A 22,629-nucleotide genomic window follows, 5' to 3' on the forward strand; every position below is an offset into this window, starting at 1 on the left:
ACGGCTGGAGGCCAAGCCCCTCGCCCGCATCCTGCGCCAGCTGGCAGAGGGTGGTCTGTCCCGCGCCGAACTGGTGGTGCACCGCCGATGAAACGCGCCGCTGAATTCACTGTCTTTGCGGGCCTCGCGGGCCTCATCCACATAGCACTCTTTGCCAGCGCGCCAGAGCAGGGCGCGCAATCCAGCGGTGCGGGCGGCGAGGCGCTGGTCTCGCTCCAGCCGGCCAGCGCCGAGGTCGCCCGCATGGCAGAGGCCTGGCAAAAGCCGCCTGAGGCCTTGCTGATCGAAACCCAAAGCGCAGACCCGCTGCCCCGGGTCCAGGCCCCTGCCCTGCCGCAGTTTGATCTGGCCCAGGCGCCGCGTGCCGCGCTGCTGGTCCCGCTTACCCAGCCCGCTGCGGCCCAACCGGTGCAGGCGGACACCACGCCACCGCCGCCGCCAAAGCCGCGCAAACCAGCGCCAAAGCCGGAGCCGCAGGCCAAGCTGGACCCTGAGCCGCAGCAGAAACCCGCCCCCAAGGCAAACTCCAACAGGAATTCTGCAGGCCAGCAGGCCCAGCGGGCGGCGGGATCTGGCGGCGGCGCCGAGGCGGGCCAATCCGGCGGTGCCCGGACCGCCACCGCCAACCCGGGCCGCGAAGCCAAGCTGCGCAACGTCTGGGGCAACAAGATCCGCGCCCGCATCGAACGGCGCAAACGCTACCCCTCCGGCGCCAAGGGCCAGGCCCAGGTGGTGCTGCGCCTGACAGTTGCCCGCGATGGCCGCCTGCTGGACCACCGCGTCGCCAGATCGTCAGGGATAGCCGCGTTTGATCAGGCAGCCCTGGCCGCCGTTGCCCGTGCCGGAAACTTCCCGCCCGCGCCGAAAAAACTGCAGGCCAGCCAGATCCGCCTCAGCCTGCCCATCAGTTTCACCAAATAGAACCGCTGCCTGAGCGCGCGCCCTGACGCAGGCCCGCTCAAGCCCCGGCGTTCAAGGCAGCCCGCCAGACACGGAACCGGCCCTGCCCCGTTACCTCCTGCACCAGGTTCTGCGCTTCGAACCAGGCAATGTTGCGCTGCACCGCCGCGCGGCTGACGCCGGTCAGCTCTTCGGCCAGCGGCGCCGTCACCATCGGCCAGCTGCGGAACACTTCAATCAGCCGCGGCGGGGTGCGGCCCGACAGCGGCTTGATGCAGCGGCGGGCATCGCTTTCCCACCGGTCGAGCTGATCCAGATGCCGCATCGCGCGGAGGATCCCCTGGTCCACCGCCTGCAGCCAGCGCTGCAGCCGCTCCTGCGGCGCCCCGCCGCCGCGCAGCCCCCCTGCCCCGCTCATCAGCAGCGGCGCAAACAGGGCGCCGTCCTGCCCCTCGCCCGCCGACATGCGCGCAGCGATCACCGCGCCCTCCAGAACATCGCCCTCAGGTCCGATCCCGGCCAGCGGCCAGAGGTGAAGGGCAAAACACGCGCGGACAATCGGATGCAGGGACGAGGCCGCTTTCATAATCGCATTCCAACCAGCGATCCTGCCGGTCAGGGGGTCATCCCCGCGGGCCTCGTGACGGCCCAGGAACCCGGCAATATCCGCCCCTGGCCCAGGACCGCCCGACAGCCGCCGCAACGCCCAGGCGGTGCGCTGCAGCGCCGCGGTGTCCTCCCCGGCAGCGCTGATCCGCATCGCCTGCCACAGCCCCAGCCGGTCGGCAGAGATCCGGTCGCCGGACAGCCAGCTCAGCTCTGACGCTTCTGTCAGGGCCAGCCGGTGCCGCCATCCCTCCGGGCCGCGCCTCAGCCGCTCATCCAGCGCGCCGAACCGCACTGCCGCCTGCGCCAGATGCAGCGCCTCCGCAGCCTGCGCCTGTTCCCAGCCGGCAATCTGCGCCCGTTCATCCGGCTCGCTGCGCGGCAGCGGCGGCAGGAAATCCACCTCCTCCTCCAGCGGTCCAGGCAGGAACCACAGGTCCTCCTCCCCGGTTTCACCGTCGAATGGGCTGTCAGCGGCCGCCCCGGCAGCGCCTTTGGTTTCAAAAGGGTTCGGTTTCATAAATGCAAAATATGATGATTTTGCACATTACCCAAGGCTTTTTGTTTTTCCGTTGAAAACCACCCGATCCCCCTTGCCGCACCGAAGCGCGCTGCGAAGCAAGAGACAGCCGCAAACGTGACCTCGAACAGGCAAGGCCCGATGGTCCATTTCATGGCAGCAGCGGTCCGGGTCATCCCATCTCCCCGGCAAGGCTCGCGCTTCAGTCCGGAGGTTTCGCAGCGAAACCTCTGCGCCGCCAAGGCTAAGGTTGAGGCTGCCCGGGAACCGCTGGCGGCCGGGCAAAATGAATCAGTAGCCTCTCCTGCCCCCGGAAGGTTTCGCTGCGAAACCTGCGCAAAAGCCGATCCAGCCGACGCGCCTGAAACCGGAAATGACCTGAACAACCGCCGGGTTTTCCCCCTGCCCTGCGCGCTCCTGCAGGCAGGGTTTCGCTGCGAAACCTCCGGGACAGGTGCCGGAATGACCGGGCCGGCAAAGAAAAACCCCGGCCCATCGGGCCGGGGTTTCGCTGCGAAACCTGTCTTGGGGGCCGGCTTGTTAGCCGTGTTCCAGCAGGTGCCGGACGTTGTCCATTACCGTGTCCACCAGCTCTTGTGTCACCTCGCTGCCGGAGAAGCGGATGGCATAACCCGCGGGGCCGTACTCACGTTCGATCGTGATGCCGCGGGCAACCTCTGTGCGGCGGGCCTTTTCGACCTTCTTTGCGGTCTTGGGACGGCCGCCGCGGCTGGGGTCCAGCGGTTCGCCTTCGGTGCTTTCGATGACCGGAACCATTGCCTCCCATTCCTCCGCTGCGGAGCGTCCGCCTGCCCGCTCCAGCGCCGCTCTCAGACGCTCTGCCGAACCCGTCCTCAAGGCGCCGGCCAGGCGCAGACACTGGCGTTCATTCAGGCCGGTGCCGTGGCTGAGCATATCGCCGAGCTCCTCGTGGATCACCGCGAAGGAGCGGATCTTGGAGCGCTTGGCCTTGGAGGCGTGCTGGAACAGAACCGCCACCGCCTCGTCGACACTGGCGAAGATACCGTCATGCACTGCCGACGCCGCCGCCCGGCCGCGCTCGTACTGGCTGAGGCCGGAGCGGATCTCGTTCTCTTCGATCATCGAGACCAGCGCATTGGCGATGCTGCCGGGTTCGCGGATGAAGGCCGGGATGGTCTGGAACCGGTCGCCGCCGCTGACCGCGTTGAGACGGCGCAGCGCAGTCAGGCGGCGGTAGCCGGAAACCAGCGCGAATTTTCCCGCATCCTCCGGGTTCAGCGGTTCAAAGACTTCGATCGGCAGGCGCAAACCGTTGACCGAGATCGAGGTCATCAGTTCCTGCATCTCTTCCTCGTCCAGTTCGATCCGGTCCCGGTTCAGCGCATCCGCGGTGATGTCCTCCAGCGGCAGTTCCACCGCCACCAGGCCCTTGCCCTCGGCATCGCGCAGGCGTTCGGCATCGGCCTTGTCGCGGGCGATGGCCTCACGGTCGGCCTGGGGCAGCGGGTCGGCGTGGCGGGCGGCGTCGGCCACAACGTCGGCAATTGGCGGCCGCAGGCCTGGGCTGCGGGCCAGATCCCGGTCAATGCCGGCCTCAATTTCCTTCAGCGCCTCGGGCGAAGGGGTCTCAAGCTGTCTGCGGCGTGCCATCTGCTCTGTCCTCTTTCTGGGTCTGTTCTGCCTGCTCCATCTGCTGATCGCGCCACCAGCTGCCGATCAGAAGCTCCTTGAATTCCGCATAGGTGCGGTCGAACACTTCACGCCCGCGCACGTAGGTCTCGCGGTTGAAATTGCGGTAGTCGGCCTCGTAGATGCCGGACACGCTTTCGCCGGCCTGGCCGACCATGGCGGTGTAATCCTGCCGGTAGGCATTCATCATGTCGCCGAAATAAGCCTGGATCACATTGGCCAGATCGCTTTGCTGGCTGGCGTCAAAGCGGGTGATCAGGGCGCGGACCACGTCCCATTCGAACTTCATCTCCGGGAGCCCTGCGCGGCGGCGGCCGGCGTTTTCGCCATCCTCGATGGAGGCGAAGGTGGAATAAAGCATGTCGAAGAAACGGCCCGTCGAGTCGAACTCCAGGAAAGACGCGCCAAGCGGCACCATCAGGATGTCGGCCGCGGCCAGTGCGTTGATCGTCAGGTATCCCAGGGCAGGCGGCGTATCCAAAAGCACGATGTCGTAGTCATCGAGCGCGCCGCCCTGGTCCAGCGCATTGGTCAGCGCGTCCCACAGCGCCCAGTTGCGCAATCCCATGCGCCAGACCGGGATCTGGAATTCCGCCCAGTACAGGTTCAGCTGCGCGCCGATCAGGTCGATGTTGGGCCAGTGGGTTTTCTGGACCACGTTTCGCAGCGAAACCTCCCTGGCCTCGGTCAGTGTTTCATCGAGCGGAATGGCGTTGAGGCCGGAAGCGGCGCGGACCTTGTTTTCGGCCTCAACCGCATCCGCATAATCACGGGCGAGGAGGGGGAAGACGGTCTGCCATTCATCGGCCACCTGGCCGCCGAGGATCGAGGTCATCGAGCCCTGGGAGTCGAGATCGACCACCAGCACCTTGTAGCCGTCGAGCGCCGCCGACATCGCCAGATGCGCCGCGGTGGAGGTCTTGCCGACGCCGCCCTTGAAGTTGGCAACCGCGACCACTTTGGCGGGCAGGCCCTCGGGGCGGTAGGGGCGGTACTCCTTGGTGGAGATGCCTTCCTCCGCGAAATGGTCGCGCAGTTTCAGCACTTCCTCCAGCGTGAACCATTTGGAGCCGCTGGCACCTTCGCCCTGGGGCAGGTCGGGGTTCTTGTTCAGCACCCGGCGCAGGTGGGCGGGGGCCACCGGGATCAGGTAGCGGGTGATCTCCCAGGTGGAGAACTTGCGCAGCCGCTTGCGCCCGTCTGGAGCGTAGCCGCGCTTGGCCAGATCATCGCGGCCGCGCCCTGCAAATGCGGCTGCCTTGGCGAATCTGGCGGTGTCGACCAGCTCACCGAGCTTGGCCGCTGCAGCCTCCGGATCCAGGTTGAAATAGGGGGGCAGGGGGGTATCAGGTTTCTTTGCCATGTGCCTTATGCCTCGGGTATATCGCCTGTTTGGCGTGTTATCCCGGTTTTTGTCGCACATCCTGGGCAGAGAGTGAATCATTATCTGACAGCGCATCTGTTTTCCGCTGCCGTCCGTATCCCGCGGATAATATGAGTCTTTTCCCCAAAAATTACTATGGCACAAACAGGTTGAAATGTTGTGAATCTTTGATTCAGTTTAGAGTCTTTAGGTCAGGTAATCCGTTATATTTCATACGGTTAAGAGTGTTTGGGCACCTGTCTCCGGTACCAAAGGAACCCGTTTCCGGGATCATGGGTACCTGTCTGCGGGAAGAAGGGTTCCGATTCGCAGGAGGAGGGGCACCCGCGACTCAGAAGGCCGGTTTCGGGCGGTTTCCGGCCTCAGATTAGCCTGAAAAGCGGGATTTCGGGGATGGATTTCCGCAGAAATTCAGGGGCGGATGCCAAAGGTACCCGTTTGCGGGACGGGGCTCTCCCGTAAAAGGGTGCCCAAAGCAGGATTGAGAACGGGTGCCTTTTCCGTCATAGTAACCCCGAGAGCAGATCCCGGAGAGTCGCAAAGGCCGAAGCGGGACGAAAGGGCAGGGCGATGGACGCTGATAACATCCCGCACAGCAAGCTGACAGGCCCCCTGCGCCGGGGGTCGGTAAAGAAGAACGTGGCGGCGATCCATGTCTCCGGCAAGCTGACGCTCTTGCAGCGGAAGCTGTCGAACGTGCTGTTGCTCAATGCCTATGACGCGCTGGTCACCAAGCCCAAGCACCAGATCGACGCGCAGACACTGTGCCTGATGGTGGGCTACAATTCCAACGATATGGAGACGCTGAAGCAGTCGCTGAGGTCGCTGGCGGAAACGGTGGCGGAATGGGACATGCTGGATGAGCAGGGGCGTCAGGAGTGGGGCGTCAGCTCGCTCTTGTCCTACGCCAAGCTGTCGGGCGGGGTCTGCGAGTACGCCTATTCGCCCGCACTGGCGGAGAAGCTGCATGACCCCAAGGTCTTTGCCCTGATCAATCTGAACATTCAGCGGCGGTTCACCAGCGGCCATGCGCTGGCGCTTTATGAAAACTGCTACCGCTTTGTGCGGACGGGATCGACCGGCTGGTGGGACATTGCGCTGTTCCGCCGCCTGATGGGGGTGGATGGCAGCGCCTATTACGAGAGCTTCAAGCATCTGAATGCCAAGATCATCAAGCCGGCAGTGGCGGAGGTGAACAAGACCTCCAACATTCTGCTGACACCGGAGTTCAAGAAGATGGGCCGGCAGGTGGCGGAGGTGCGGTTCCTGATCAAGGAGAACCCGCAGCTGGCGATGCTGGATATCGACGACGGGGCAGGGGTGCGGCAGGGGGCTGTTTACACCCAGCTGATGGAGCTGGGGGTCAGCGACCGGCTGGCGCGGCAGTGGATTGCCGAGCATGGCGAGGACTATGTCGCCGAGAAGGTCGGCTATCTGAAGGGGCGCAAGGGCGTCGACAGCCCGGTGCGCTACCTGAGTGCGGCCTTGCGGGACGACTACAAGGATGCGCCGGCCGAAACGGCCAAGGCGGTGTCGCCGGAGGTGCTGGCCGCGGCAGAGGCGCGCAAGGCGGCAGAGGCCGAGGCGGCGCGGGCAGCGGCGGCAGAGGATGCGGCCAAGGCGCGGGAACGGTCCCTGCGCGCGCAGAAGCTGGAGCGGATCCGGGAGCTGGCGGCGGGGCGCTCGCCCACCCAGCGGGATGCCGACAAGCGGCTGTTCCTGAGCCGCCTGGAGGATGAGATCGACCGCGAGGAATTCCGCAACCGCGGCTGGAGCGCGGCGCTGCTAGCAGGACCGATGGCGGAGTTCTGGGAAGAGCTGATCCCCGGCGCGCTGGAGGATCTGGCGGAGCTGGAAAGCGGGCAATAGCCGGCAGGGATGCCGCCCCCGGCTGCCCGGCAGCTGGAGCCGGATTTCAGGACGCGCGCCCGGGGGCCCGGTTCAGCCTCGCCGTGATTTCAGACAGGCGTGACCAGGTTTGCAGGGTGACCGGCAGGCTGAGCGAGGCCTCGGCAAAGTCCCAGGAATAGGCGACAATCGAGAACACTGCGCCGGCGGTGACCGTCATCATCGCGGCAGCGAACCAGAGATTGAACAGGATCAGCGCCAGCAGGAGGGCAAAGACCGCGCCGTAGAGGATGGCCTCGGCATCCGACAGCTGCACCTCGAAGCGGCGCAGGCGCCGCAGATGGGCCAGCGTTGACCCCTGTGCGCGTTTCTCCAGCACGCCGACCTGGCGCTCGGTCTGCTGGTTGAGCTGGCCGTTGAGGCGGAAGAAACGGCGGTGGAACAGGGCATAGACGGCGGCCATGCCAAAGGCGGCAGCCAGGGCAGCGAGGGCCAGCTGCTGCGCAAAGGCAAACAGCACCGTGATGGAGACGGCGAATTGCACGCCTGCGGCCATCGCGGAGGGCAGGGTGTCTTCCAGGAAGTCCACCAGCTCGCGCCCCATGTCCAGCCGGGCGTTCAGGGCTGAGACCGGCAGGGCGGCGGAGCGCGCCGCCTGCGCCTTGCCCAGTTCGACGCGGATGGTGCCGTAGGCGCGGGTGTCATAGAGACGGCGGGTGACGCCAAGCGCAACCAGCGCGGCCAGCAGGCCCGCCAGATGCCACAGGGCGCGGGGGGTTTCACCCAGCAGGCCGTCGATGGCAAAGCCGATGAACAGCGGAACAAGCGCGGTCAGGGCGGCCTCGCCCAGCGTCAGCGCCCAAGTCAGCGCAATGCGGCCCTTGAAGACCGTCAGCAGTGATAGAAGGGTCAGACCCCGGTCAGCCAGCATCGCCTTCACCCGCCGTAAAACACATGGATCGTGGTATTGCCCGGGCCAACCGAGGCTTCGGCGAAACCGGGTTCGTCCTGCGGGCTGCTGGCGCCTGAAACGCCGATGCCTTCGAGCTGCTTATCGCCGTTGAAGTTCAGGTCCTCGTCGCCGTTTTCGTCGTGAAAGAGAACCACCGCATAGGGGCCTGCGGTCAGTTCCGGGAAGGCATGCGCGGTGCTGCCAGGCCGGGCGGGGACCGCGGCAAAGGCTTCGGCCTGCCAGAAGTCCAGCGTTTCGTAGGCCTTGGCCTCGCTGAAGACAGCGATCAGGATATTGCCTTGGCTGTTGCGGATGCCGTCGATGGTGAGGCGCAGATCCTCGGCCGAGGCGGGGGAGGAGAGGACTGTCAGAACGGCGGCGAGGGTGAGGAAGCGGGTCATGCGGGTTTCCTGTGTTCAGGTTGCGGGGAAGGGGGGAGGCGGAAGAGGGCGATAATGTCTTCTGCGATGGCGATCAGCACCGGCACCAGAATGAGCATCAAGGCGGTGCCGAACAGCTCGCCAAAGGCCAGGGAGACCGCGGCGGGGATCAGGTATTGCGCTTGTTCGGAGGTTTCCGACAGCAGCGGCAGCAGGCCGATCACCGTGGTGGCAGTGGTCAGGAAAATCGCCTGGAAGCGGCCAATGCCCGCCTGATGCAGGGCGCCGGCAACGGTCCCGCCCCCTTCGCGGGCCTGATTGTAGCGGGTGATCATCACCAGGCTGTCGTTCACGATCACACCGGTGAGCGCGAGCATTCCGAAGAATGACAAGAGCGACAGCGGCACATCCATGATCAGATGGCCAACAGCGGCGGCGACAAAGCCGAAGGGCACGATGGCCAGGATCACAAAGGGCTGCCAGTAGCTTTGGAGCGGCACCGCCATCAGCACATAGATCAGCACCGCCGCGAGGAGCAGCGCCCGGAGCAGCCCGCCCTGAATTTCCTCCGTCTCCTCCAGCTCGCCTGCAGCGGCGACCTGGACGCTGGGATATTTGGCGGCCAGCTGCGGCACCAGCTGTTCAAAGACGGCCTGGCCGACCTCGCCGGGCGCGGCCACTGCGCGGTCGATTGCTGCCGCCACGGTGTTGACCCGCCGCCCGTCGCGGCGGTGGATCACGCCAGAGACATAGCTGCCCTCGATATCGGCGACAGTCGCCAGCGGCACCCAGGCACCGGTATTGCTGCGCAGGCGCAGCTGCATCAGGTCGCTGATAGTGTCGCGGGCCGCGCGGTTGTTCTGCACCAGCACCCGGATTTCTGACCCGTCGCGGCGGATGCGGGCAACTTCGGCACCGCCGAATCCGTTGCCGATCTGGCTGGCCAGGGTTTCCGCGGTGAAGCCGAGATTGCGGGCGTCGGGGCGCAGGCGCAGCTTCAATTCCGGCTGGCCGCCGGCCATCCCGTCGCGGATGCTGGACACACCTTCGATGCCGCCGAGAAAGGCGCGCATCTCAGCGCTGGCCTGGCGCAGCAGGTCTTCGTCCTTGGACATCAGGCGGATGCGGAAGCCGCCTGCCAGTTCCTCGGAGCCGGTGAAATCCAGCTCGGTTGCGCCCTCGACCGCGCCGGTGCGTTCGCGCCACAGGCGGACCACGTCCAGGATCGGCACCTGCGGACGGTCTGCCACCGGCAGCATCTCGGCATAGATCTGGGCGCTGCCTGCGCTGCTGATGATGGTGAAGAAGGTTTTGACCGGCGGTGTTTCCATCCCGGCCTTTTCGGCCAGTTCCCGGTTCAGCGCATGGCCCGCCGCCTCGATCCGGTCCACATTTGCGCGGGTCAGGGCAAAGGGCGCGCGGGCGTCCATTTCCAGGTTCACGGTGATGACCTGGCCCGGGACCTCAGGGAAGAAAACGGTGCGGACCTTGCCCTTCACCATCAGCCCAAGTCCCAGACAGGCCGCGGCAATGAACAGCACCAGGACGGCGTATCGGTAGGCCACGGAGACCGCCAGAAGCGGTTGGTAAACCCTGTCGCGGACCCAGCAAAGCCCGCCCCGCGCGCCGTCCTGGATGCGGCCCCACAGGCGGCTGAGCAGACAGCGGCGGCGCGGCTGCAGCGGCACATGGGCCAGATGCGCGGGCAGGATGAACTTGCTTTCGATCAGGGAGAAGATCAGGGCCAGGATCACGATGCCGGAGAAACCGGCCAGCGCCTTGCCCAGCGGGTTGTCGATCAGCAGCATCGGGAAGAAGGCGGCGATGGTGGTCAGCACGCCAAAGACGGTTGCGACGGCGACCTTGTGCACGCCTTTTTCGGTGCCTTCTACCGGGTCTTTCACCTTGCGGCGTTCCTCGAACACGCTTTCGCCGACCACCACCGCGTCGTCGACCAGGATCCCAAGGGCGAGGATCAGGCCGAAGGTGGTCACGTCGTTCAGCGAGTAGTCCACCCATTTCGACCCGGCCACCGCGATGGCGCCCATGACCGAGATCGGGATGCCCATCGCCACCCAGAACGCCAGCCGCACGTTCAGGAAAACCGAGAGCATCAGCGCCACCAGGATCAGCCCCTGCACGCCGTTGGATTTGAGCAGGGCCAGCCGGTCGGCGATGTAGCCGGCGCTGTCGCCCCAGACCTCAATTTGGACCGAGGGCGGCAGCTGGCGTTCGAAGTCCGCTGCCACGCTGCGGACAACGCGGCTGATTTCCAGCAGGTTTTCCTTTTTCCCGACCAGCACCTCCATGCCGACGGTGGGGCTGCCGTTGAGGCGGAACAGGAAGTCGCCCTCCAGGTGGCCGTCCTCGATCGTGGCGATGTCGCGCAGCGGCACATGCGAGCCGTCTTCGCGTTCGATCACCGGCAGGGCGCCGTATTCCGGCGCGTAGCGGGCCCGGTTGTCGGCGCGCAGGTGGATGGTGCCATCCTGGGTGCGCAGCTGGCCAGCCTGGTAGGTCAGCGAGTTGGATTGGATCGCGGCAGACACATCGCCGGCGGTCAGCCCGTACTGGCGCAGCCGTTCCGGGTCCGCCTCAATCCGCAGCTCGCGCGGGATCAGGCCCCAGATCTTGAGCCGCGACAGTTCCGGCTGGGCCAGCAGCTCCTCCTTCAGCCGTTGGGCCAGGGTTTGCAGGGTGGCCGGGCCGGCTTGGCCGTGCAGGTTCACGTAGAGCGCCGGGAAATCGTAGCCCGAAGCCTCGATCACCGGGCGGCGGGCCTTGTCCGGCAGATCGGCCAGCCCGTCGATGCGGATGCGGACCCGGTCTAGCACCGCCTGCAGTTTCTCGCCGCCCGCGCGGCGGACAGAGATGGTGCTGAGGCCGTTGGCCGACAGCGAGGTGATGCTGCGCACACCCTCCAGGCCTTCGAGCGCCTGTTCGGCTTTTTGCGTCACCAGCTCATCAACCTGGGCGGCGGTGGCGCCTGGGTATTCGATGGAAATTTCGACGCTTTCCGGCGGGATGCGCGGGAAGCCTTCGATCCGGATCGACATCAGGGTCTGCACCCCGAGGAACAGGATCAGTGCCATCATCAGGTTGGCGGCGACGGGGTTGCGGATGAACCAGGCGGTCAGGGCGTGCATGGCTCAGCCCTCCGCCGGTTTCGGGCTGACGCGCTGGCCGGGCAGAAAGGAGGCCAGCGGTGTCCGGGCCACCAGCCAGGGGCCGGTGCCGTCAGGCGCGGCGATGGTGATGTTCCCGCCGTGCCGGAACAGAACCCTGGGGGTGATGCGCTGCAGGAGGCCGGCGCCGTCGACCAGCCAGATATGCCCGGCCCGGGTCAATGTGCCTTCGGGCAGGGTGAGGGTGCTGGAAAGCTCCCGCCCGCGGAGGGCAACGCGCAGGAAGTCGCCCGCGAGCACCGCCTGCTGCGGGTCCGTGACCTCCAGAAAGATGCGCATCTGGCGGGTTTTCTGATCGAGGAATCCGCCGCCCTGGCGGATCCGGGCCTGGCCGAGGGGCTGGCCGTTGCGGTGGTAAAGCTCCGCCATCTGGCCGGTGACGGGCTGTTGCAGCAGCTTCCAGTCCTCCTGGCTCAGCCCGGCGGTGATTTCGAACTGGCGGTCGTCGGCCAGCTGCAGCAGGGGATCGCCCGCGTTTACGGTCTGGCCGAGGCTGGCCAGGCGGCGGGTGACAAACCCGGAGAAGGGGGCCGTCACCTCGCAATCCGCCAGATCGCGCTGCGCGGTCTGCAGCTGCGCCTTGGCGGCGGCCACGTTGCGTTCGGCGATCCTCAGCTGCGGCAGGTGAAGCGCCAGGTCATTGGGCGGGCTGGCGCCGTCGCGGGCAAACTGCCGCTGGGCGACGGTCACCTTGTTCCGGGCCTGAAGCAACGAAAGCCGGGCCTGTTCCAGAGACAGTTCAGCCGCGGCAACGGCGGTTTCATAGCGGGTTTTCTCGATGGAAAACAACGGCGTGCCTTCGGCGGCCCGGGCGCCGGCTAGGGCGCCGCCGTGTACCGCTAGGATCCGGCCGGAGACCGCAGAGCGCAGTTCAGCATCCCAGCGCGGGCGCAGCTCGGCGTAGGCGGAGACAACAGCCCGGGCCGGGCCGGGCGAAACCGCAATGACCGAAACCGCTGGGGCAGGCGGCGGCGCTGCCGTGCGGGTCACATCGGCGGTGTCCTCGGTCTCAAACAGCAGCAGGACAACTGCGGCCAGGACCGCCACCGAAACGGCCAGCCACAGCCATTGCCTGCCGCGCCGCACCGGAGCCTTGGGTGTTGTGTTTGCCATCTGCTGCCTTTCCCGCCGAAACCAGAATCACTGCCCCTTGCGGGGCGGTGTTATCTGGCATATACAGTGAACGATCGTTCGTTCAAGGAGTGTTCCGAAAAAATGCCTGCCGGAGAAGACAAGGCCGCATCGAAACGGGAAAAGGCAATTGCACAGCGCCGGGCGCAGATCCTGGAGGCGGCGCTGGAGTGCTTTCTGGAGAACGGCTATCACCAGACCGGAGTGCGGGATATTGCGAAGAAGGCCGGGGTGAGCCTGGGCAATCTCTACAACCACTTCCCGGGCAAGCATGACGTGCTGGCAGAAATCGCGGCGCTGGAGCGGCTGGAACTGGCGCCGTTTCTGAAGATGCTGGCCGGCCCGGCCCCGGCGCCGAAGGTTCTGAAAAAGTTTGTGGCGGCCTATGCCAAATACCTGGCGGATCCGGATACCGTGATCCTGACGCTGGAGATTTCCGGCGAGGCCATTCGCAAGCCCGACATTGCCGCGATGTTCATGGACAACCGGGAGCAGCTAGCCGCCGCGCTGACGGCGGTGCTGGAGCGCGGAATTGCCGAAGGCGGCCTGCGCCGCCTGCCCGATCCGGGGGAGACGGCACAGCTGATCATCGAGGTGGCGGAGGGCAGCGCCTACCGTTGCGTGCTGAGCAAACTGCCCATGCGCAAGGTTCAAAAAGGGTTGTGGGATTTTGTTTCCGCGGCCGTCCTGGCGCCGTAAGCGCCTGCCGGACCGGGCGTCCGTTCTGGCGGTGAGGGCGCAGGGAGCTATAGTCTTTGGGGCTGGCAGGCGGTTTGCCTGCCCGGCCATGCGGCACGGAACCGGGGCAACAGGACATTTGCGCGATCCAGAGACCAAGATTCCCATCCTGCTGATCGGTTACGCGGTGACCGTGCTGAACACGATGCCGGTCTGGCTGGCGGAGCTGTCGCAAAAAAGCGGCGGCAGCAGCACCGCGGCGGGACTGGTAGCGAGCCTGCTGCTTCTGTCTGCGACGGCCGGCTGCCTGGCCGGGCCGGGTTTGCCGCGGCCGTCCGGGCCAAGGATCGCCGCCGGGACCGTCCTGGCCTGCACGATTGGCGCTGCCGCGGTTCCGGTCTTCGGACTGGCCTCTCTTGTTGCAGGGTCTGTTCTGGCCGGCGTTTCGATGGGTGTGGTGCTGTCTGTTCCCCTGTCCCTTGGTCTGCACAGCCAAAAGGCGCTGCGGGTGTTCGGGTATGGTATGAGCCTGGGGTGCGTGGTGTCCTTTGTGCTGCTGGTCTTTCTGGCACTGGCGGGATTGAATTCGCTGCCGTTCCTGGCTGCCTTGGCGGGTCTTCAACTGGCCATTCTGGTGCGTTCCGTGCCAGCAGGAGGCCGCCCGGATTACCGGGCTTTTGCCTGGGCGCGGGACATCAGCCTGTTTCCCTTTTTTGTTTTGATGGGTGCCTATTGGGCGTTGCTGGAACTCTATGCCATTGATCTGGGTGTCCGCAGCCTGAGCGGCTGGCTGGCGGCCAGCCTGCTGTTCTCGGCGCTTGGGTCTTTTCTTGCGGGCCTGGCCTCCAGCCGTCTGCGGCGCTGGCTGCAGCTTGCCGGGCTGCTGATCGCGGCGCTGGCGGGCGGTCTGACTTATGCCGCCTTTTCCGAAACCGCGCTGGGGCTGATGATCCTGTGCAATGCCTTCGGGCTGTTCCTGTTCTTTCCGCTGTATCTGGAAGCCACGGACTCGCCGCCATTCGGGATGGCGCGGTATCTGCTGGGATTTGCGCTCGGCGGCGGTGCGGGCAGCCTGCTGGTTGCCCTTGGCGGGTATCCGGCGCTGGCGGTTGCGGTCGCAGCCTCAGGCGCGGTTGCGGTTCCGGGGGTGCTCAGCGCGGGGTCAGGGACGGCCCGGTAGCGATGTTGAGCCCGGCTTTCCGCCAGCCATTGATTGCCGCCGCGCCGTGTTCGGCGCTGATGTTGGTCAGCTCCAGTTCCTGAAGCGCCACCTGCTCGAACTCGGGGAACATCTGCCGCATCTGCGCCACCGCCCGGGCGGCGGCCTGCATGTTGTCCAGCTCCGCGTGCAGCCACGCCAGATGCGCCTGGTACCAGAAAAACTCTGGCATCGGGACCCGCTCCACCTCGACCAGTGCCGCTTCGAAAAACCCCTGGCTGGCATAGAGCCAGCAGCGGGCGTAGTGGTACCAGCCGGGGTGCACCGGGCTGAGGTCGATGGCCCGGTCCAGGAGTTCAACCGCGCGGTCGTATTCGCCGAGGAACAGGTAGCAGGAGCCGATTTCTGCCAGTACATCGCAATGGCCGGCGTTCAGTGCCAGAGCGCGGCCGGCAGCGTCCCGGAAGCCTGCAATGTCCTTTTGATAGAAGATCGCCAGCGCCAGCGTCATCTGTGCAAAGGCATTCAGGCTGTCGCAGGCCACCGCCCGGCGCGCCGCTGCCGCGCAGAGCGCCAGCGCGTCGGTATCCGGACGCGGGTTAATGTGATAGCGGTATTCTTCCAGCAGCAGCATGGCGTAGGCCGCCCAGCCCTCGGCGGACTCCGTGTCCGATTCCAGTGCCTGGCACAGTCCGTCGCGGGCCTCTGCGTGGATCGCGGGGTCGTAGCAGCGGTAATATTCGTAGAAGCGGGAGATCAGGCGCAGGGTGTCCCAGGACCGGCTGCGCCCTGCCGGTGCGGCCTGGGCGATCTGCTCCGCCATTTCGCCATGGCGGCTGCCGAGGCGCCCGGCAATCAGCCGCGCGATGTCCTCGAGGATATCGAAGAGGCCGCCGGTGCCGCCGCCGCGGTCGAATTGCTCGGTTGCGGCCAGATGGCCGCTGGCGGCTTCGGTCACCTGAACCGTCACCCGCAAGTGCTCTGCCGAGCGCCGGACGCTGCCCTCGATAACATGCGAAACGCCATGTGCCTGGCTCATCTCTGCGTTTGAGATACCATCCGCCGCAAGCTGTTCCGTTGTGCGGTGCGACAGCAAGGTGAACTCGCGGAACCGGGACAGGCTGGCGATGGTGTCCTCGGTCAGGCATTCGCCGACAAAGGCGTTGTCCTCGCCGCTGCCCAGGCAGCGGAACGGCAGCACCGCCAGAACAGTCTGGCCGCTGCGGGCGGCAGGATGGGCGGCCCTGGCAGGTTCCGCAACCGGCGCCACAAACCGGAAGCCCTTGCCGTGAATAGTGCGGATGGTGTGCTGGTCGCGGCCATTGTCGCCGACGGCCTGGCGGGCTTCCTTGATCGCGGTTGACAGGGTGGCATCGGTGATGAAGCGGCCGTCCCAGACCGCGCCGGCCAGATCGTCCTTCAGCACCACCCGGTCCCGGTTGCGGATCAGGTATTCCAGCAGCTGCAGGGTCTGCGGTGTCAGGCTTTGCCGGACCCCGCCGCGCGAAATCTGAAACAGGCCGGTGTCGAGCTCGCAATCATTGAAGGTGAATTTCATGCTGTTTCCCGGTTCCGGACTGGCTTTGCAGGCAAGTACTTAGCGCGAAGGCTCAGGGTTTCTCAGGAAAAGCTCAGATCCTGCGCAAGTCTGAGCCCGCGCCGCCGCCTATCCAGATGCTGCACGACATTGCCCGCACCCGGGCTGCAGCATTGGAGAAAGCAGATGAAATACCGTGACGCGCTGCCGCAATTGAATGGCCAGCAAATGATCGCCGATGGCGGGCTGGAAACCACGCTGGTGTTCCATGAGGGGATCAGCCTGCCGCTGTTTGCCGCCTTCATGGCGCTGGAGACCCGCGAGGGCAGGGAGGCTATTGCCCGCTACATGCGCGGGTTTGCCGACCTGGCGGTCCGCAACCGCCGCGGCTTTGTGATGGACACGCCGACCTGGCGCGCCAGTCCGCGGTGGGCGGCGGAACTGGGAGTTGGCAGGGAGCAGCTGGAGGCAGTTCACCGTACTGCGGTCGCAACCCTGCGGGATCTGCGCGACGCGTTGGAGACGCCGCAGTCGCCCTTTGTCATCAACGGGGTGATCGGGCCGCACAGCGATGGCTATGCGCCCAGCGAAATCCTGACCGCGGAGGAGGCGGAAGCCTATCACCAGACGCAGGTTGAATGGTTCGCCGCAATGGGTGCCGACATGGTCTCTGCCATCACCATGACCTATGCGGAGGAAGCCATCGGCATCGTCCAAGCGGCCCGCAGCGCCGCAATTCCGGCGGTGATCTCCTTCACGGTGGAAACCGATGGCCGGCTGCCCTCGGGCCAGAGCCTGCGCGGCGCCGTCGAACAAGTCGATGCAGAGACTGGCGGGGCGGCTGCGTATTTCATGATCAACTGCGCGCATCCTGACCATTTCACCGGGGTGCTGGCCGAGGGCGGCAAGTGGACCGCCCGCATCCGCGGCCTGCGGGCCAATGCGTCGCGGCTGTCGCATGCCGAGCTGGACGAGGCGGAGGAGCTGGATGACGGCGATCCGCAGGAGTTCGGCGCGCTGCACCGGGATCTGGCGCATCTGCTGCCAAATCTGACTGTCGTCGGCGGCTGCTGCGGCACCGATCACCGCCATGTCGAACACGTCTGCACGGCCGGCCGCCATGCCGCCGCTGCGGCGGGCTGAGACCTCAACCGGTCACGAAACGGACTGGAGCGGCAGCCCGCTCCGGCCTTCAAGGGAGATAAGACATGAAACTCTACCAGACCACTTACACGCAATCTGATTACCTGCGGCTTCCGGGCGGCACTTCGGGGACCCGGGCACCGGGACGGACGGGCCTGTGGGCGCGCCTGCGCAATCGGGTGATCCGCGAATGGAAGCTGCGGCGGGACATTGCGCATCTGGAACAGCTTGATGCCCGGCTGCTGAAGGATATCGGGCTTGAACGGCACGATGTCAGGGGCCAGCTGCGCCGCGGACGGGATGTTTACTGGGAGTTCCGGCCATGAGCACGCTGAAGAACGGGTCCAAGGGGCCCCAGGTCAAGGCGCTGCAGCGCGCCTTGAACACTGCCGGTGCAAAACCCGCGCTGAAAACCGATGGCAAGTTCGGCAGAAAGACGGAAGGAGCGGTCAAGGCGTTCCAGAAGAAAGCCCGCCTGAAGGCCAGCGGCATTGCCGGGACCGATACCCTGGCGGCGCTGGGGCTGGGCCGCAAGGCGGTGACGTGGCCGCTGCCGGACCTGCTGCCGGAGCGCCGGGAGGTTGACAAGCACTACATGAAGGCCCGCAAGACCGTGAAGGCGGGTCTTGTTCTGGCATCCGGGCACAAGGCCTATTCCATCCGCGTGCTGCATGACGAAATGCTGGCGGCGGGCGAGCGGCTGGACACGGTTTATGCCGGTGTGGTCGATCCGCTGTGCGATGCGGACTTTCTGCATCACCGCTTTGACCAGCTGCCTGCCTCCGAGATCAGAAAACGCCAGGCCCTGATCGCACAGGCCAAGAAGACGATGGATTTGTTCAGCAAGCAGTCCGCGGCTTTCTATGGCCATATCATCGAGATCGGCCGCATCGAATCCGAGACCAAAAGCGCAATCAGCAAGCGCGGGCGGGTGGTCTGGCCAGTGCCCGATTACAGCAAGATCTTCAACCGCAACGCTCAGAGGTTAAGGGCGGTCAAGGAACGGATGCAGGAGATTTATAGCGACTGCTACGGCCATGCAGACCCTGAGGTCCACAAGTTTGCCAAAGAGGCGCTAAAGATGCTGTCGAAAACAGACAATGCCTATGTCGAGTACGAAGTGCAGTTTGCGGTTCTCAACGAAACCAAGGAGGCTTTTGAACGCAAATTCACCGAAGTGCGTGATGATGAGCTGCTGAAAATCGCGAAGAAGGCCAAGACGCAATACGCCAAGCTGCTGCAGCTTGCCCGCATCTGCATTGCCCAGCTTAAGTCCTGCTGGGGGATTGAGAAGCGGCACAGGAAAATGATCGGGTTTTCAGCCTGAAAGCAGCGCGGCTGGCAGGCTCTCCGCCCTTTGAATTGCGCTGCTACATGGCCCGGGATATTTGCCGGGCCAGCTCTGCCAGTGCAAGGGACAGCGCATCAGCGGTGGCGGCGGCACCTTCGCCGCTGACCGGCGTGGCGATATCGAAGCGCTGCACGAATTCCCGCACGGTGCCTTCGGGCGAGGAAACGGCGAATTGGCCGGAAAGCTCAAACAACCCGTCGGCGCGGGCATAGGCCTGATCCACCCGCACATCCAGGCGCACGTCCGGGCCGGTGTTCAGCGGCCAGGGCTCCATCGCGGCAGCGGCGCCGGTGCGCTCGCTGAGGCCGCGGGCCAGGGCTGCGGTCATGCCGCGGGCCGGGTCATCCGCCCATTGCGCGCCATCCAGCGCAAACAGCGCGCCGCCTTCGCCTTCGGCGACAATGTCAGAGGCCGCAGCGTAGGAGGGGAGTGAAACCAGCCGAACCTCGATCGAGCGCGCGCGCAGATTGGCGACGGTTTCGCCGGGGGCGGAGGAAATCAGATATCGGGGATCGTTGCCGCCGGCGCAGGCCGCCAGCAGGGCAAGAGGGATCAGCAAAGGCAGGCGTTTAATCATCTTATCTTCCAAACAGCAGGGAATTCGGGTCGCGTTCGATCTTGCGCGCCAGCTGCGAAACCGCGCGGGCGGCGGTTCTGATCTCGCGCAGCGCGTCCAAGGTTTCGGAGTTGAAGCTGGAGCGGGCGCCGTAGGAGGCGATCAGCGCTTCGGACTGGGCCACAAGGCGCTCCAGCCGGGCCGAGAGCGCAGGCAGGCCTTCGGCAGCGGCGGCCACTGTGTCGGCGGCCCCGCGGGCAGAGGCCATGGTGGCATTGGCGTTTTCCACCAGCCCGCCCTGGCGCAGTTCCTCCAGCGTGGCCTGCATCTCCTCCAGCGCGCTGGTCAGGGCCGGGGGCAGGGCGCGGGCGTCCTCAGTGCCGATCAGCGCGTCGGCGCTGATCATCAGCTGGCGGGCAGAGCGGATCAGCTCTTCGGTTTCCAGCGAATTGGCCTTGGCCGCCAGGGCGTTGAAGGCGGTGATCAGCGCGGGCAGATCCTCTGCGGCATCGGCAATGCCGGCCGCGGCTTCGCTGCCCTTTTCCAGCGCCGACGCGAGATTGGCAGCGGCGCGGCCCTGCTGCAGCTCTGCCAGAAGGGCGCGCATATCGGCCACCGCTGCCTGCAGCTCGCCCGGGAGGGCGCGGGTTCCGGGATCGGTGACCAGCGCGCGGGTGTCTTCCAGCAGCGCCAGGGCGGCGGCGGGCGCCTGCCGGGTGCTGTCAGCGGCGGCCAGATTTTCAATGCTGGAGAGGGTGGCGATGGTCTGGGCCATCAGCTCCTCGACCGGCAGCGCGTTGATGCGGTCCAGCATGCCTTCGGCGGTGGCAGTGAAATCCGGCAGGTTCGACGGCGCACTGGGCAGCTGCGGGAACGGTTCGGCATTGCGGGCAAAATCCGCTGGTGCGGCGTCTTCCAGGGTGACCAGCTCGACGATCAGCTCAGAGCTGAAAAGGCTGGCGGAGGCGAGCCGGGCGCGCAGGCCGTTTTCGACCGCCTGTTCCAGGAAATCGAGGGCCTCGGCCTCGCCCGCGCCGCGCGGCAGGCCCATCAGGGCTGGTTCCAGCAGCAGCTTGGCGATCAGCTGCACCTCAGCCTCGCCGCTGTCACGTATGGAGGCGTTGAGGCTGCTGACCTCGCCTACCTTGACGCCGCGCAGCTGAACAACGGCGCCGCTGGCAAGACCCGCGACGGACTCGTCAAAGGCGACCGAGACGGCGACGCCGCCGGACAGGGTGCGGGCAAAAGCGGTGCGGCGGGCCGCGGCCTCGTCTGCGTGGATGTCGAAGACGGTGCCGGGGCCGACCGGATTGCCGCCGTCGAACACAGAGCCGAATTCGATGCCGCCGGCCACCAGCGAGGCGATGCTGTCCACGTCCAGCGACAAGCCGCTGGGGCCAATCGAGACTGAGAAGCCGGAGCTGTCCCAGAACCGGGTGGCGGAGTTGATGCGGCGGTCATGCGGCGCCTCGATGAAGGCATCGACGACGATGCTGTCGCCGCTGACCGTCAGGCGCGGCTGTTCCAGCCGCCCAACCTCAATGCCGCGGAACAGCACCGGTGCGCCTTCGGACACCATCCGCCCGTCATCGGTGCGCAGGGTGATCCGCCGCCCGCCGCGTCCTGGCTGCGCCAGCGGCGCCCGGTCAGCGCCCTCGAATACGGTCTGCGGGAGGCCGGGGTCCTGATCCCAGCTGCCTTCGATGTAGACGCCCGACAGCACGGTGCTGAGGCCGGAGATGCCGCGCGCCGAGACTTCCGGGCGGACCACCCAGAAGGCAGCATCTGCATCCAGATAGGGGGCGACATCCTTGTCGATGCGGGCCTGCACGGAGACCTTGCTGAGATCGCTGGAAAAGCCAACCTTCTCAACCCGGCCGATCACCACGTCGCGGTAGCGCACCGTGGTTTCATTGGCGGCAATGCCGGAGGCGTTTTCGAAGCTGATGGAAATCAGCACACCGCGGTCGGAATAGGCCTGCCAGGCTACCCCCAGCGACACCAGCAGGGCGGCCAGAGGCACCAGCCAGACCAGCGACAGGTTGCGCCAGGGTGAGGGGCGCCGGGCGGAGACTTGCATCGGGGCGGGATCAGGCGTGGTCATTCAAATTCTCGCTTTCCGCAGCCCAGATCAGGCGCGGATCAAAACTCTGGGCGGCCAGCATGGTGAAGGCAACCGATATTGCAAAACTGACCGCCGCCATGCCGGGGGCGATGGCAGCGGCAAAATCCAGCTGCACCAGGGCGGTCAGGATGGCCACCACAAAGACGTCAATCATCGACCACCGCCCGATAAATTCAACCACCTCATAAAGCACCAGGCGGCCGTGGCTGCCAAGGGCCGCGGGCCTGCGGACCGAGACTGCGAGGTAACCGATGGCCAGGAATTTGGCGACCGGGATCACAATGGAGGCCAGGAACACAATCAGCGCCACGGCATAGGAGCCGTGGCTGAACAGTTCGGCGATGCCGCCGATCAGGGTGTTCTCGGAGGTGCGGCCAAACGCGGTGGTGCGCAGCATCGGGTAGGTATTGGCGGGCACATAGGCGATCAGCCCGGCGGCCAGCCAGGCCCAGACCCGCTGCAGGCTGTCCCGGGCGGCGGGATGCAGCGGGCTGCCGCAGCAGGCGCAGGCCTGTGCGCGACCCGGGTTGGCGGCGCCGCAGGCGCGGCAGCCGGCCAGCCCCGCCGCCGCTGCGGTCAGGAAACGCTGCGGGTTCTGAGGGTCTTCCATACGGTCAGCCTGCAAATTGCGTTGTCGGTCAGGATGGTCACCACCAGAAGGGCGGCAAAAGCCCAGAAGGCCGGACCCAGCCCGACCCGTGCCAGGCCGGAGACTTTGACCAGTGCGACGGCCACACCGATGATGAAAATCTCCGCCATTGCCCAGGGTTTCAGCCGTTCGGCCCAGCGGTAGGCGGTAAAGGCGTGCGGGGCGGGGCGCCAGCCCAGGGCCATCGGCGCCAGGGTATAGACAAGCGCGCCGTAGCGTGCGGCGGGCAGCAGCACGATCAGCAAGCCGGTTGCCAGCGACAGGGGCGCCATCGGGCCTTGTGAAAAGGCCAGCACTGCGTCCAGAACCGACGCCTGATGCGACAGACCCTGGGCGCTCAGCTCCAGAAACGGAAAGACCGCCGCGGCGGCCAGCAGGATCAGCGCGGTCAGCGACAGCATCGCAATCCGGGTCATGGCGCCGGACTTCGGCGCCGCCAGCACCGTGCCGCAGCGGGCGCAGCGGGCCACGGAATGGGCAGGCACGTCCTGGTCGCGGTGCAGCACGTCGCAGGTGGGGCAGGCAATCAGCTGTTTAGAGTCCATTCTACCTGTCTCCGGTCGCGGACGCAGGCCGCTGCGCCTCCCTGGCAGCGGCTGGTGTCCTGTCGCCCACTTGAGGCCTGGAACGCAAGAATTTCAATCGGTTTTTGCCGGCAGGCAGGGCAGGTGGGCCAGTTGTGCGCAGCTGCGCGGAGGCCGTATCTGCAGCTGAGTGCGCGGACCGGCGGCGGGCGCAGGCAGGCAATAGCCTGGTATTTGCAATAAATGCAGGAGGCTGGCGGCACTGCCGGCGCCGCCGATTTCGCCATTCCTTAAGGTTTCGGCGGAATTCTGGCTGTTGCAGTGTAAGCC

Annotated in this window: 20 protein-coding genes; 7 read left to right on the forward strand and 13 right to left on the reverse strand. The window is 66.0% G+C overall.

Annotated elements, in window-relative coordinates:
- The first annotated feature begins 87 nt into the window (after nt 1-87).
- The gene (locus tag RA24_RS20505) at nt 88-921 is read left to right on the forward strand and encodes a TonB family protein (RefSeq protein ID WP_039194052.1); all 834 of its coding nucleotides are present in this window, start codon (nt 88-90) and stop codon (nt 919-921) included.
- A 37-nt stretch (nt 922-958) separates the two neighbouring features.
- Here RA24_RS20505 and RA24_RS20510 read toward each other — a convergent pair whose 3' ends face one another.
- The 4 genes from RA24_RS20510 to RA24_RS20520 form a co-directional block, all read right to left on the reverse strand.
- Nucleotides 959-2,026, reverse strand: coding sequence for a helix-turn-helix domain-containing protein (locus RA24_RS20510; RefSeq protein WP_039194055.1), 1,068 nt, complete (start codon nt 2,024-2,026; stop codon nt 959-961).
- Complete coding sequence (locus RA24_RS22610; RefSeq protein ID WP_193747157.1) at nt 2,023-2,181, reverse strand: hypothetical protein; 159 nt, start codon at nt 2,179-2,181, stop codon at nt 2,023-2,025. Before RA24_RS22610 ends, RA24_RS20510 begins: the two co-directional genes overlap by 4 nt.
- A gap of 385 nt (nt 2,182-2,566) precedes the next feature.
- Nucleotides 2,567-3,658: a ParB/RepB/Spo0J family partition protein gene (locus RA24_RS20515; protein ID WP_039194058.1), complete on the reverse strand. Its 1,092-nt coding sequence runs from the start codon at nt 3,656-3,658 to the stop codon at nt 2,567-2,569.
- Complete coding sequence (locus RA24_RS20520) at nt 3,636-5,060, reverse strand: AAA family ATPase (protein ID WP_039138054.1); 1,425 nt, start codon at nt 5,058-5,060, stop codon at nt 3,636-3,638. The genes RA24_RS20515 and RA24_RS20520 overlap by 23 nt, the downstream gene beginning before the upstream one ends.
- 591 nt (nt 5,061-5,651) lie before the next feature.
- On the opposite strand from RA24_RS20520, the gene RA24_RS20525 reads away from it, so the two are divergent.
- Complete coding sequence (locus tag RA24_RS20525; RefSeq protein ID WP_039152088.1) at nt 5,652-6,950, forward strand: replication initiation protein; 1,299 nt, start codon at nt 5,652-5,654, stop codon at nt 6,948-6,950.
- A 46-nt stretch (nt 6,951-6,996) separates the two neighbouring features.
- On the opposite strand, the gene RA24_RS20530 is transcribed toward RA24_RS20525, so the two are convergent.
- From RA24_RS20530 to RA24_RS20545, 4 genes are read right to left on the reverse strand one after another with little or no spacing between them, the layout of a single operon-like run.
- Entirely contained in the window at nt 6,997-7,860 is an 864-nt protein-coding gene (locus tag RA24_RS20530) for an ABC transporter six-transmembrane domain-containing protein (protein ID WP_039152086.1), read from the reverse strand.
- A gap of 5 nt (nt 7,861-7,865) precedes the next feature.
- Nucleotides 7,866-8,282: a DUF2141 domain-containing protein gene (locus RA24_RS20535; protein ID WP_052269641.1), complete on the reverse strand. Its 417-nt coding sequence runs from the start codon at nt 8,280-8,282 to the stop codon at nt 7,866-7,868.
- A complete protein-coding gene (locus RA24_RS20540; RefSeq protein ID WP_039194060.1) occupies nt 8,279-11,407 on the reverse strand; it encodes an efflux RND transporter permease subunit in 3,129 nt (1,042 codons plus the stop codon). Before RA24_RS20540 ends, RA24_RS20535 begins: the two co-directional genes overlap by 4 nt.
- Nucleotides 11,408-11,410: 3 nt before the next feature.
- Nucleotides 11,411-12,559, reverse strand: a complete 1,149-nt coding sequence (locus tag RA24_RS20545) for an efflux RND transporter periplasmic adaptor subunit (RefSeq protein WP_039194063.1) — start codon at nt 12,557-12,559, stop codon at nt 11,411-11,413.
- Nucleotides 12,560-12,661: 102 nt separating this feature from the next.
- Here RA24_RS20545 and RA24_RS20550 point away from each other — a divergent pair, with 102 nt between their 5' ends.
- Nucleotides 12,662-13,276, forward strand: a complete 615-nt coding sequence (locus tag RA24_RS20550; protein ID WP_019296461.1) for a TetR/AcrR family transcriptional regulator — start codon at nt 12,662-12,664, stop codon at nt 13,274-13,276.
- Nucleotides 13,277-13,394: 118 nt separating this feature from the next.
- Nucleotides 13,395-14,435 (forward strand): hypothetical protein, encoded by a 1,041-nt coding sequence (locus tag RA24_RS20555; RefSeq protein WP_039194066.1) that lies wholly within the window; start codon nt 13,395-13,397, stop codon nt 14,433-14,435.
- On the opposite strand, the gene RA24_RS20560 is transcribed toward RA24_RS20555, so the two are convergent.
- Complete coding sequence (locus RA24_RS20560; protein ID WP_039194069.1) at nt 14,407-15,972, reverse strand: winged helix-turn-helix domain-containing protein; 1,566 nt, start codon at nt 15,970-15,972, stop codon at nt 14,407-14,409. The two genes, RA24_RS20555 and RA24_RS20560, sit on opposite strands and share 29 nt — an antisense overlap.
- Nucleotides 15,973-16,137: 165 nt before the next feature.
- Here RA24_RS20560 and RA24_RS20565 point away from each other — a divergent pair, with 165 nt between their 5' ends.
- The 3 genes from RA24_RS20565 to RA24_RS21850 all read left to right on the forward strand — a co-directional run bounded on the left by RA24_RS20565 (nt 16,138) and on the right by RA24_RS21850 (nt 18,421).
- Nucleotides 16,138-17,094, forward strand: a complete 957-nt coding sequence (locus RA24_RS20565) for a homocysteine S-methyltransferase family protein (RefSeq protein WP_019296458.1) — start codon at nt 16,138-16,140, stop codon at nt 17,092-17,094.
- A 65-nt stretch (nt 17,095-17,159) separates the two neighbouring features.
- Nucleotides 17,160-17,420 (forward strand): DUF1127 domain-containing protein, encoded by a 261-nt coding sequence (locus RA24_RS20570; protein WP_019296457.1) that lies wholly within the window; start codon nt 17,160-17,162, stop codon nt 17,418-17,420.
- A complete protein-coding gene (locus RA24_RS21850; RefSeq protein ID WP_052269642.1) occupies nt 17,417-18,421 on the forward strand; it encodes a peptidoglycan-binding domain-containing protein in 1,005 nt (334 codons plus the stop codon). The genes RA24_RS20570 and RA24_RS21850 overlap by 4 nt, the downstream gene beginning before the upstream one ends.
- Before the next feature lie 43 nt (nt 18,422-18,464).
- Here the strand turns inward: RA24_RS21850 and RA24_RS20580 are convergent, their stop codons facing one another.
- The 4 genes from RA24_RS20580 to RA24_RS20595 are packed head-to-tail and all read right to left on the reverse strand — an operon-like array spanning nt 18,465 to nt 22,320.
- Complete coding sequence (locus RA24_RS20580; protein WP_019296455.1) at nt 18,465-19,022, reverse strand: PqiC family protein; 558 nt, start codon at nt 19,020-19,022, stop codon at nt 18,465-18,467.
- Nucleotide 19,023: 1 nt separating this feature from the next.
- On the reverse strand, nt 19,024-21,105 hold the full coding sequence (locus RA24_RS20585; protein WP_052269643.1) for an MlaD family protein: 2,082 nt from the start codon (nt 21,103-21,105) through the stop codon (nt 19,024-19,026).
- Nucleotides 21,092-21,736: a paraquat-inducible protein A gene (locus RA24_RS20590; protein WP_193747158.1), complete on the reverse strand. Its 645-nt coding sequence runs from the start codon at nt 21,734-21,736 to the stop codon at nt 21,092-21,094. The genes RA24_RS20585 and RA24_RS20590 overlap by 14 nt, the downstream gene beginning before the upstream one ends.
- Entirely contained in the window at nt 21,703-22,320 is a 618-nt protein-coding gene (locus RA24_RS20595; protein WP_039194072.1) for a paraquat-inducible protein A, read from the reverse strand. The genes RA24_RS20590 and RA24_RS20595 overlap by 34 nt, the downstream gene beginning before the upstream one ends.
- Nucleotides 22,321-22,629: the final 309 nt, after the last annotated feature.

The sequence above is a fragment of the Leisingera sp. ANG-M6 genome (assembly GCF_000813905.1).
In the GTDB taxonomy this organism is placed as follows: domain Bacteria; phylum Pseudomonadota; class Alphaproteobacteria; order Rhodobacterales; family Rhodobacteraceae; genus Leisingera.